General features: G+C 72.5%; 1 protein-coding gene (only partly in view). It reads left to right on the top strand.

Annotated elements, in window-relative coordinates:
* Positions 1 to 12,751: the 3' portion of a type I polyketide synthase gene (locus JE024_RS30610; RefSeq protein WP_244883270.1), read on the top strand. It extends 17,510 nt beyond the left edge of the window; only the last 12,751 of its 30,261 coding nucleotides appear in the window; its start codon lies beyond the left edge, outside the window; its stop codon occupies positions 12,749 to 12,751.

The following is a 12,751-nucleotide window of genomic DNA, read 5'->3' as shown; positions in this document are numbered from 1 at the left end:
GGCGGTCGTCGGCACGGAGGACGCGGAAGTCTCGGCCGCGCTGGCCGCCGCGGGCGCGACGGTGGTGCACGTCGCCGTCGAGGAAGTGGCGCAGCTGTCGGACGTGGCCGGTGTGGTGCTGGTCGCCACTGGTGCGGTCGAGACGCTGGCCGTGGTGCAGGGGCTGGTTGAGGTGTCGGCGCCGTTGTGGGTGCTGACGCGCGGCGCGGTGTCGGTCGGCGGTTCCGACCGGCCGGGCAATCCGGATCTGGCCGCGGTGTGGGGCCTGGGCCGGGTCGCGGCACTGGAAGTACCCGGTCGCTGGGGCGGTCTCGTCGACCTGCCCGAGGTTTTGGACACCCGTGCCGGTTCCCGGCTCGCCGGTGTCCTCGCCTCCGGTGGCGGTGAGGACCAGGTCGCCGTGCGTGGGACCGGTGTGTTCGGCCGCCGTCTGGTGCGGGCGGTGCCATCCGGGGTGGTGGACGAGGCGTGGAACCCGACTCCTTCGGGGACGGTCCTCGTCACCGGCGGTACCGGGGCCCTGGGTGCGGAGGTGGCCCGTTGGCTGGCCGGACGGGGTGTCCCGCACCTGGTCCTGACCAGCCGCGGCGGTGTCGCGCCCGACGGCCTGGTCGAGGAACTGACGGCTCTGGGTACACAGGTGACGGTCGCCGCGTGTGACGTCGCCGACCGCGATGCTCTCGCGGCCGTCGTCGCGAAGGTGCCCGCCGAGTGGCCGCTGACCGGCGTCGTGCATGCCGCGGGTGTGCTGGACGACGGCATGCTGGACGGTCTGTCCCCGGAGCGTCTGGCGTCGGTGATGAGGCCGAAGGCCGACGGCCTTGCCGCCCTGGACGCCGTGACGGCCGGCCTGCCGCTGGAGTGGCTGGTCGTCTTTTCGTCGATGGCGGGAACGGTCGGCAATGCCGGGCAGGCGAACTACGCTGCCGCGAACGCCTGGGTGGACGCCTGGGTGCAGCAGCGCCGTGAGCGCGGTCTGCCGGCCGCGTCCATCGCCTGGGGCCCGTGGGCCGAGAGCGGCATGGCCGCCGACAGCACCCTCGTCCGACGCCTGCACCGCGGCGGAATACGTCCGCTGGACGCGAACCTCGCCCTGCGCCTGTTCGCCGAAGCCATCCACTTCGGCGGCACGGACATCACCGTCACGGACATCGACTGGGAACGCTTCGCCCCCGCCTTCGCGTCAGTGCGCCCCAGCCCGCTACTGGACGGGATCACCTCGTCCACGGCAACGGCGGCCATACCCCTGCCGACCGCTGCCCGATCCGAGCTGCAAGAGCAGCTTTCGGGTCTGTCGGAGGGTAAGCGTCGTCAGGTGCTTCTGGATGTGGTCCGGGGGCAGGCTGCCGCGGTTCTCGGGCACTCGGGTGCGCAGGCGGTGGAGCCGCAGCGCGCGTTCCGGGATCTGGGCTTCGACTCCCTGATGGCGGTCGAACTGCGCAACCTGCTGACCGCCGCCACCGGGCTGTCGCTGCCGACCACCCTGGTCTTCGACCACCCGACCCCCGAGGCCCTGGTCGGTCATCTCCTCACCGAACTCGCCGGAACCGGCGGTGTGGTGGTGCCGGCAGCGGTGACGGCTCCGGTGGGTGCGGACGAGCCGCTGGCGGTCGTGGGTATGGCGTGCCGGTTCCCGGGCGGGGTGACCTCGCCGGAGCAGTTGTGGGACCTGGTGGCCGGCGGGGTGGACGGTCTGTCGGTGTTCCCGGCGGACCGCGGATGGCCGACGGAACTGGCCGGTGTCGCGGGTGGTGTCGGTGGATTCGTCCACGACGCTGCCGACTTCGACCCCGCTCTGTTCGGGATCAGCCCGCGCGAGGCCCTGGCCATGGACCCGCAGCAGCGCCTGCTCCTGGAAGCGGCGTGGGAAACCTTCGAGTCGGCGGGCATGGACCCCCGGTCGCTGCGCGGACAGAGCGTGGGTGTGTTCGCGGGCACGAACGGCCAGGACTACATGCACCTGCTCGCCGTCTCCGACGATCAGGGTGACGGACACGCCGCCGTCGGCAACGCGGCCGCCGTGCTCTCCGGCCGGATCTCGTACGTCTTCGGGCTCGAAGGCCCGGCGGTGACGGTGGACACCGCCTGTTCGTCGTCCCTGGTGGCCCTGCACTGGGCCGGTCAGGCACTGCGGTCCGGTGAGTGCGAACTCGCGCTCGTCGGCGGTGTGACCGTGATGGCCACGCCGGGTGCGTTCGCCGAGTTCGACCGGCAGGACGGCCTCGCCTCCGACGGCCGCTGCAAGGCCTTCGCCGCGAGCGCCGACGGCACCGGCTGGGGCGAAGGCGCCGGCCTCCTCCTCGTCGAGCGGCTCTCCGACGCCCGGCGCAACGGACATCACATCCTCGCCGTCGTCCGGGGCAGCGCCGTCAACCAGGACGGCGCCTCCAACGGCCTCACCGCCCCCAACGGGCCCTCCCAGCAGCGGGTGATCCGTCAGGCACTGGCGAACGCCCGCCTCACCGGCGCCGACATCGACGCGGTCGAGGCCCACGGCACGGGAACCCGCCTCGGTGACCCGATCGAGGCACAGGCCCTGCTCGCCACCTACGGCCAGGGCCGCGACGAGAATCACGAGCCGCTGTGGCTGGGGTCGATCAAGTCGAACATCGGCCACACCCAGGCCGCCGCGGGCGTCGCCGGCGTCATCAAGATGATCATGGCGCTGCGGCACGGCGTGCTGCCCCCGACCCTGCACGTCGACGAGCCCTCCCCGCAGGTCGACTGGTCGACCGGCGCGGTGGAACTCCTCACCGAGGCACGCTCGTGGCCCGAGACCGACCGTCCGCGCCGCGCGGGCGTGTCCTCCTTCGGCATCAGCGGCACCAACGCCCACATCATCCTCGAACAAGCACCGACACCGCAGTCGGCACCGGTCGTGGAACGGCCTCACATGCCCGGACCGGTGCCGTGGGTGGTGTCGGCGAAGACCGAGACCGCACTCCAGGCACAGGTCGAGCGCCTGCGAGCCTTCACGGCCGACCAGACCCAGGTGAACCCGGTGGACATCGCCTGGTCGCTGGCGACCACCCGCGCCGCCCTGGAGCACCGCACAGTCCTCGGCTCGGACACCACCATCCTCGCCACGGACATCGCCTCCGAAGGCCGGACCGCGTTCCTGTTCACCGGCCAGGGCTCCCAGCGCACCGGCATGGGACTCGGGCTCTACGAACAGTTCCCCGTGTTCGCCGACGCCTTCGACGCCGTCTGCGCCCGCCTCGACCTGCGCCTCGAACGCCCCCTGCGCGACGTCCTCACCGACGGAACCGACCTCGACCGGACCATGTGGGCCCAGGCCGGCCTCTTCGCCCTCGAAGTCGCCCTGTTCCGCCTCGTCGAGTCCTGGGGCGTGACCCCGGACGTCCTGCTCGGCCACTCCCTCGGCGAAATCACCGCCGCGCACGTGGCGGGCATCCTCGACCTCGACGACGCCTGTGTGCTGGTGGCTGAGCGGGGCCGGCTGATGCAGGCGCTGCCCGCCGGTGGCGGCATGCTCGCCGTCCAGGCGACCGAAGCCGATGTCGCCGACTCCGGACTCGACATCGCCGCCGTCAACGGCCCCACCTCCGTCGTCCTCTCCGGCAGCATCGAAGCCGTCGAGCGCTACGCCGCCGAATGTGTCGAGCAGGGCCTCCGGCACAACACCCTCACCGTGTCGCACGCGTTCCACTCCGCCCTGATGGAACCCATGCTGGAGGAGTTCGGCCGCGTCCTGAACGGCCTGACGTTCCACCCCGCACGCATCCCGGTCATGTCGAACCTGACCGGCGCCGTCGCCGAGCCCGGCGCCATGCAGGAACCGGCGTACTGGCTGGAGCAGATCCGTCGGACGGTCCGCTTCGCGGACGGCATCGCATCTCTTCACGCCTTGGGCGTTACGCGCTACGTCGAGCTGGGCCCGGACGGAGTCCTCTCGGGCATGGCCCAGGACACCGACACCGCCACCGACGCCGTCTTCGTCCCCGTTCTACGCAAGGAGCGGGACGAGACCGAGGCCGCGCTGGCCGCGATCAGTCGCCTCTGGGCGGCGGGTGTGGATGTCGACTGGCCCGGGGTGTTCGCGGGTTGGGGTGGGCAGGTTGTCGATCTGCCGAGGTATGCGTTCGAGCGGGAGCGGTTCTGGCCGCGGGCGAACCCGGGCAGCGGTGATCTGCGGGCTGTCGGTCAGGCCGGTTCCGGGCATGCGCTGCTGGGTTCGGTGGTTCCGCTGGCCGAGGGTGACGGTGCGTTGCTGACCGGTCGTCTGTCGGTGGAGGCGCTGCCGTGGTTGGCTGATCATGTGGTGCTCGGGCGGGTCGTGGTGCCTGGGACGGCGCTGGTGGAGATGGCGCTGCGGGCGGGGCAGGAGGTGGGCTGTGGTCTGCTGCGGGAGCTGGTGCTCCAGGCGCCGCTGGTGCTGCCGGACTCCGCCGGGGTCCAGGTCCAGGTGCGGGTCGAGGACCCGGACGCCTCGGGCGACCGCCCCGTGCAGATCTACGGCCGGGTCGACGGGGCCGAGGGGTGGACGTTGCACGCGACGGGCTTCCTGGCGGCGTCGGATGCCGGGGTGCCCGGGTTCGATCTTGAGGTGTGGCCGCCGGTCGATGCCGTTCAGGTGGACACCGACGGCTTCTACGACACGCTGGCGGACGCGGGCTTCGGCTATGGTCCGGTGTTCCAGGGCGTGCAGGCCGCATGGCGTGACGGGACCGGTGTGTATGCCGAGGTGACCGTCCCGGACGCGGTGGACGGCTTCGGCATCCACCCGGCCCTGCTGGACGCCGCACTCCACCCCTCCGGTCTGATCCTCGGTGACGCGGAAGCTTCCGGGCCGCGGCTGCCGTTCGCCTGGTCGGGCGTGGAACTCTTCGCCGTAGAGGCGACCACCCTGCGCGTGGCGATTCAGCCCGACGGCGACGGCGTGAGCATCAAGGCCGCCGACGGCACCGGTACCCCGGTCGCCTTCGTTCGCTCACTGATGTCGCGGGTGGTGTCGGCGGAGCAGCTGCCCACGTCCGCCCCCTCCGATGACGCACTGTTCGCGGTGGAGTGGGTCGCACTGCCGTCCGCCCCCACCTCCGCCCAGGCGGCGGACGCGTTCGACTGGACGGTGCTGGAGGCCGGTGACGGCCCGGTCGAGCAGGTGCTCGGCGCAGTCCTGCACCGGGTGCAGGAGTGGCTTGACAACGAGAACGCGTTCGGGTCGCGTCTGGCGGTGGTGACGCGGGGCGCCATGCCCGCGACGACCGACGGTGTCGTGGACCCGGCGGGTGCGGCGGTGTGGGGTCTGGTGCGCTCGGCGCAGTCCGAGCACCCGGACCGCATCGTCCTCGTCGACACCGACCCCGCCTGGGACAAAGAGCCGGACCTGTCGCTGGTGGCGGGCGTGGACGAGCCGCAGGTCGCGATCCGTGACGGCGTGCTGTTCGCGCCCAGGCTGGTGCGTGCCAACGGCATCGGGGAGCGGGAGGTGTCCCTGGTCGGGGACGGCACCGTGCTCATCACCGGCGGAACGGGAACCCTCGGCGGGCTCCTCGCCCGCCACCTGGTCACCGAACACGGCGTGCGCAACCTGCTGCTGCTGTCCCGCAAGGGCCAGGAAGCCCCCGGCGCAGCCGACTTGGTCACCGAACTCGACGAACTCGGCGCAACCGCACAGGTCGTAGCCTGCGACGCGGCCGACCGCGACGCCCTCGCGGCGGTCCTCGCCACCATCCCCGAAACAGCGCCGCTCACGGGTGTCGTGCACGCGGCCGGTGTTCTCGACGACGGCATCTTCACCGCTCTGACCCCCGAGCGCCTGGAGACCGTGTTGCGGGCGAAGGCCACCGCGGCGGTGAACCTGGACGAGCTGACCCGCGACGCCGACCTCGCCCTGTTCGTGCTCTACTCGTCGGTCTCGGCGACGTTCGGCACCGCCGGGCAGGCCAACTACTCCGCCGCCAACGCGTTCCTCGACGCCCTCGCCGTGCGCCGCCGGGCCGAGGGACTGCCGGGTCTGTCCATCGCCTGGGGCCTGTGGGAGCAGGCCAGCGCGATGACCGGGCACCTCCAGGACCGGGCCGGCCGAGGACTCGGCCCCGGCCTGTCCAGCGAACAGGGCCTGGCCCTGTTCGACACCGCCCTGCGCACCGAGTTGGCCGGCGTGGTCGCGATGCCGATCGACGTCACCGCCCTGCGCACCCTCGACGCGGCCACACCCGTCCCGGCGCTGCTGCGCGCCCTCGCCCCCACCAGTGGTGTCCGCCGGGCCCGCCGCACCGCCGCCGCCGCGGGCGACACGCACCTGCTGCGCCGCCTGACCGGCCTCACCGGCCTCACCGGAGGCGAACGGACCGTCCTGCTCCAGGACGTGGTCCGCACCGAGGTCGCCCACGTCCTCGGACACACCACCACCGACGCGATCGGCGAACGCCAGGCCTTCAAGGACCTCGGCTTCGACTCACTCACCGCCGTCGAACTGCGCAACCGGCTCAACACCACCACCGGACTGCGCCTGCCCGCCACCCTCGTCTTCGACTACCCCAACGTCCACGCCCTGGCCACCCACCTCGACCAGACCCTCACCGGCACCGACGAACCCGCCACCACCAGGCGCCCCGCCACGCCCGCAAGGCCGGCACTCGCCAACGAACCGATCGCGATCGTGGGCATGTCGTGCCGCCTGCCCGGAGGGGTGACGTCGCCGGCCGGTCTGTGGGACCTGGTCACCGCCCGCCGCGACGGGATGAGCGCCTTCCCCGACGACCGCTGGTGGGACGTCGCCTGGAGCGGCGTCGAAGGCGTCGGCGGGTTCGTCACCGGCGCCGGTGACTTCGACGCCGCCCTGTTCGGCATCAGCCCCCGCGAAGCCCTCGCCATGGACCCCCAGCAACGCCTCCTCCTCGAAGGCGTCTGGGAAGCCTTCGAGTCCGCCGGCCTCGACCCGCTGTCCCTGCGCGGATCCTCCACCGGCGTCTACGCCGGCATCATGTACCACGACTACGCCCAGAGCCTGGGCATGGTCCCCGACGGCGTCGACGCCTTCCTCGGCACCGGCAACGCCGGCAGCGTCCTCTCAGGCCGCGCCGCCTATGTCTTCGGACTCGAAGGCCCCGCCGTCACCGTCGACACCGCCTGCTCCTCCTCCCTCGTCGCACTCCACCTCGCCGCACAAGCCCTCCGCAACGGCGAATGCGACCTCGCCGTCGCCGGCGGCGTCACCGTGCTCTCCACCCCCAGCGTGTTCGTCGACTTCGCCCGCCAGGGCGGCCTCGCCGCCGACGGACGCTGCAAATCCTTCGCCGCCGCCGCCGACGGCACCGGCTGGTCCGAAGGCGCCGCCATCCTCCTCGTCGAACGCCTCTCCGACGCCCAGCGCAACGGACACGACATCCTCGCCGTCATCCGCGGCAGCGCCGTCAACCAGGACGGCGCCTCCAACGGCCTCACCGCACCCAACGGCCCCTCCCAACAACGCGTCATCCAGCAAGCCCTCGCCAACGCACGCCTCACCGGCGCCGACATCGACGCCGTCGAAGCCCACGGCACCGGCACCCGCCTCGGCGACCCCATCGAAGCCCAAGCCCTCCTCGCCACCTACGGCCAGAACCGCGACGAGAACCACGAACCCCTGTGGCTCGGCTCCATCAAGTCCAACATCGGCCACACCCAAGCAGCCGCCGGGGCCTCGGGTGTGATCAAGATGGTGATGGCCCTGCGCAACGGCGTGCTGCCGGCGACGCTGCATGTCGACGAGCCGTCGCCGCAGGTGGACTGGTCCATCGGTGCTGTGGAGCTGCTCACCGAGGCACGGTCGTGGCCCGAGACCGGTGACCGTCCGCGCCGCGCGGCCGTGTCCTCGTTCGGCATCAGCGGCACCAACGCCCACGTCATCCTGGAACAGGCACCCGCACCTAAGCCGGCACCCAAGCGAGCCCAGGAGATCGTGCCGACTCATGCGCAGCGGCCCGTGCCGTGGGTGCTGTCCGGAAAGACCGAGGACGCGCTGCGGGCGCAGGTCGAGCAGTTGCAGTCGTTCCTGGGCGAGCGTCCGGAGGTGGACGTCCTCGACGTGGCCTGGTCGCTCGCGACCACCCGCGCCGCCCTGGAGCACCGCGTGGTCCTCGCCGCCGACGGGGACGTTCTGGCCACCGGTGTTGCTGACGAAGGCCGGACGGCGTTCCTGTTCACCGGCCAGGGATCGCAGCGCGCCGGTATGGGACTCGGGCTCTACGAGCAGTTCCCGGTCTTCGCCGACGCGTTCGACGCGGTCTGCGCCCGCCTCGACGCACGACTCGAACGCCCCCTGCGCGAGGTTCTGACCGACGGCGCCGACCTCGACCGGACGATGTGGGCCCAGGCCGGCCTCTTCGCCCTCGAAGTCGCCCTCTTCCGCCTCGTCGAGTCCTGGGGCGTGACCCCGGACGTCCTGCTCGGCCACTCCCTCGGCGAGATCACCGCCGCCTACGTCGCCGGCATCCTCGACCTCGACGACGCCTGCACCCTCGTCGCCGAACGCGGCCGCCTGATGCAGGCGCTGCCCGACGGTGGCGGCATGCTCGCCGTCCAGGCCACCGAGGCCGACGTCGCCGACAGCGGCCTGGACATCGCCGCCGTCAACGGCCCGACCTCCGTCGTCCTCTCCGGCGACCTCAAGGCCATCGAGGGCTGCGCCGCCCAATGCGCGGAGGACGGGCGCCGGTTCACCGTCCTCACGGTCTCGCACGCGTTCCACTCCGCCCTCATGGAACCCATGCTGGAGGAGTTCGGTCGCGTCCTGAACGGCCTGACGTTCCACCCGGCACGGATCTCCGTCGTCTCCAACCTGACCGGCGCCGTCGCCGAACCGGGGCTGATGCAGGAACCGGACTACTGGCTCCGTCAGGTCCGCCAAGCCGTCCGCTTCGCCGACGGCGTCACCGCCCTCGAAGCCATGGGCGTCACCCGGTACCTGGAGCTGGGACCGGACGGAGTCCTCTCCGGAATGGCCCAGGACACCACCGTCACCGACGCCGTCTTCGTCCCCGTCCTGCGCAAGGACCGCGACGAGACCGACACCGCCCTCACCGCGCTCAGCCGCCTGTGGACGTCCGGCGCGGTTGTCGACTGGACGAACCTGTTCACGGGCCGGGTCGTGGAGTTGCCGACGTATGCCTTCCAGCGTGAGCGGTACTGGCCGCGGCCCAACCTGGGCACCGGCGACCCGCGCACGGTCGGCCAGTCCGGATCCGGTCACCCTCTGCTGGGTTCCGTGGTGCCGCTGGCCGACGGCGACGGGGTGTTGCTGACCGGACGGCTCGCCGTCACCACGCAGCCGTGGCTGGCCGACCACCTCGTCATGGGCCGGGTCGTGGTGCCCGGTGCCGCGCTGGTGGAGATGGTGCTGCGGGCCGGGCAGGAAGTCGACTGCGGCCTGCTCCGGGAGCTGATCCTCCGGGCGCCGCTGGCGCTGCCCGAGACCGGCGGGATCCAGATCCAGGTGCGGGTGGAGGGCCCCGATGCCTCGGGCGACCGCCCGGTGCACATCCATGCCCGCGCCGAGGGCACCGACGAGTGGACACTCCACGCCTCCGGAGCACTGGCGGAACAGGCCGACACCGCATCCGACTTCGACCTGAGCGTCTGGCCGCCGCAGAACGCGGCCCCGGTCGGCATCGACGGCTTCTACGACGCGATGGCCGACGCGGGCCTCGGCTACGGTCCTCTGTTCCAGGGCGTGCAGGCGGCCTGGCGTGACGAGTCGGGCGTCTACGCCGACGTGGCACTCCCGGACACCAACGAGACGGTCGAAGGACTGGGCATCCACCCCGCCCTGCTGGATGCCGCACTGCACCCCTCCGGACTCCTCCCCGGCGCGGACGGCGCGGAGGCTTCCGGGCCTCGGCTGCCGTTCGCGTGGTCGGGTGTGGAGCTGTTCGCCGTCGGGGCGACCACGCTGCGCGTGGCGATCCGGCCCGACGGCGACGGCGTGGCCATCGAGGCCGCCGACGGCACCGGAGCGCCGGTCGCCCTCGTCCGGTCACTGACGCTGCGGGCGATGTCCCGGGAGCAGTTGCCCGCGGCGGGGTCGGCCGATGACGCGCTGTTCGCGGTGGAGTGGGTCCCGCTGCCCTCGGGGAACGCCTCCGGCGAGGCGGATTCCGTCGAGTGGACGGTGCTGGAGGCCGGCGACGGCCCGGTGGAACAGGTCCTCGGCGAGGTCCTGCACCGGGTGCAGGAGTGGCTGGGCGAGGACGGCCCCGAACAGGCACGCCTGGCCGTGGTGACCCGCGGTGCGATGCCGGCCGGTCGTCGCGGTGCGGTGGAGGCCGTGGGTGCGGCGGTCTGGGGTCTGGTGCGCTCGGCGCAGTCGGAGCACCCGGACCGCATCGTCCTGGTCGACACCGACCCGGCCGACGACTCGCCAGTGGACCTGTCCCTGCTGACCGCCCTGGACGAGCCGCAGATCGCGGTCCGCGACGGCGCGCTGCTGGCACCCCGGCTGACCCGGCCGGCCGGTGACGGACTGGTGCTGCCGGACGGGGGCTGGCACCTGCTGCCGGGCGCCGACGGCACGCTGGAGTCCCTGCACGTCGCGACGGTGGACGTCCAGCAGCCGGGCCAGGGTCAGGTGCGGGTCGCGGTCCGTGCCGCGGGCGTGAACTTCCGTGACGTGCTCATCGGGCTGGGCATGTATCCGGTGCCCGGTGTGATGGGTTCCGAGGCGGCCGGTGTGGTCGTGGAGGTCGGTCCCGGTGTCGAGGACCTGCGCGTGGGTGACCGGGTGTTCGGGCTCTTCGACGGCGGGTTCGTCACCGAGGCCGTGACCGACCGGCGGCTTCTGGTGCGGGTGCCGGAGGGCTGGTCGTGGGCGCAGGCGGCGTCGCTGCCGTTGGTGTTCGCGACGGCCTGGTACGGGCTGCGGGACCTGGCAGGGGCCGACGCGGGTGATGCGGTGCTGATCCACGCGGCGGCCGGCGGCGTCGGCATGGCCGGCGTGCAACTGGCGCGCCACTGGGGCCTGGAGGTGTATGCCACCGCAAGCCCCGGGAAGTGGCCCACCGTCGTCGCCAACGGTGTCGACCCGGCACGGGTCGCGAACTCCCGCGACCTGGCCTTCGAGGAGCACATCCGCACCGCCACCGGCGGGCGCGGTGTCGACATCGTCCTCAACTCCCTGGCCGGCGAGTTCCTCGACGCCTCCCTGCGCCTGCTCGCCCCCGGCGGCCGGTTCGTCGAGATGGGCAAGACCGATGTGCGGACCGGACTCGACGTCCCGTACCACGCGTTCGATGTGTGGGACGCGGGGCCGGATCGGCTGGGCGCCATCCTGGCCGAGGTCGTGGCGCTGTTCGAGCGGGGTGTGCTGGAGCCGCTGCCGCTGACGGTGTGGGACATGCGCGAGGCCGTCACGGTGTGGCGTCAGATGGCCCAGGCCAGGCACATCGGCAAGAACGTGCTGTCCTTCCCTGCTCCGGTCGACCGGGACGGCACCGTCCTGATCACCGGCGGCACCGGCACCCTCGGCGGGCTCCTGGCCCGCCACCTGGTCACCGAGCACGGCATCCGCCACCTGGTGCTGCTGTCCCGCCAGGGGCCCGACTCCCCTGGCGCGACCGCCCTCACCGCCGAACTCGCCGAACTCGGCGCCGACGCAAGGGTGGTGGCGTGCGACGCCGCCGACCGGGACGCCCTCGCGGCGGTGCTGGCCGCCATCCCCGAGACAGCGCCGCTCACCGGTGTCGTGCACGCCGCCGGCGTCCTCGACGACGGCATCGTCACCGCCCTCACCCCGGAACGCCTGGAGAAGGTGCTGCGGGCCAAGGCCACCGCCGCCGTGAACCTCGACGCACTCACCCGCGACGCGGACCTGTCGATGTTCGTCCTCTACTCCTCGGCGTCCGGGACCTTCGGCGCACCGGGGCAGGCCAACTACTCGGCCGCCAACGCCTACCTCGACGCCCTCGCCGCCCGCCGGCGGGCGGAGGGGCTGCCCGGTCTGTCCCTGGCCTGGGGCATGTGGCAGCAGGCCAGCACGATGACCGGCGCGCTCGGCGAGACCGACCGGGCGCGGGCGACCAACGCCGGTACCGCGCTCTCCACCGAGCAGGGCCTCGCCCTCTTCGACACGGCACTCGGACGGGCCGAGGCGCACCTGGTGCCGATCCATCTCGATCTGGCCGCGGTGCGGAGCGCCGATCCGGCCGGTCTTCCGGCGCTGCTGCGCGGTCTGGTGTCCGGACGGGTCCGGCGCGCGGTCGCCCAGCAGTCGGGCGCCGGTATGGCGCTGGCTCAGCAACTGCAGGCCGTGCCCGAGGCCCAGCAGCGGCAGCTGCTGCTGGAGCTGGTGCGCACCAGCGCGGCGACGGTCCTGGGCCACGGCTCGGCCGACGCGGTCGGCGAGCGCCAGTCGTTCAAGGACCTCGGCTTCGACTCGCTCACCGCGGTCGAGCTCCGCAACCGGCTCAACGCCGCCACCGGGCTGCGGCTTCCCGCGACCCTGGTGTTCGACCATCCGACGTCGGAGAAGCTCGTCGAGTTCCTCGCCGTGGAGCTGCTTCCCCGGCAGGAGATGGCCGTCACGGCCCTGCTCCTCGACAGGCTCCAGGAGATCGAGGCCGGTCTGGCGCAGACCGCCGACGCGGATGCCCGGACGAAGCTCGTCCGGCGCCTGGAATCCATGATCGCCAAGTACGGCGACGACGGCACGCAGCAGATCGCCGGCCCTTCGGTCGTCGACGCACTCGACAAGGCGACGGACGACGAGATGTTCGCGTTCATCGACAGGGAGCTCGGCGATGAGCAGCCGTAG

Origin of the sequence: Streptomyces zhihengii (assembly GCF_016919245.1) — a bacterium.
Classification (GTDB): domain Bacteria; phylum Actinomycetota; class Actinomycetes; order Streptomycetales; family Streptomycetaceae; genus Streptomyces; species Streptomyces zhihengii.
This window is presented reverse-complemented; position numbering and strand designations above follow the sequence as displayed.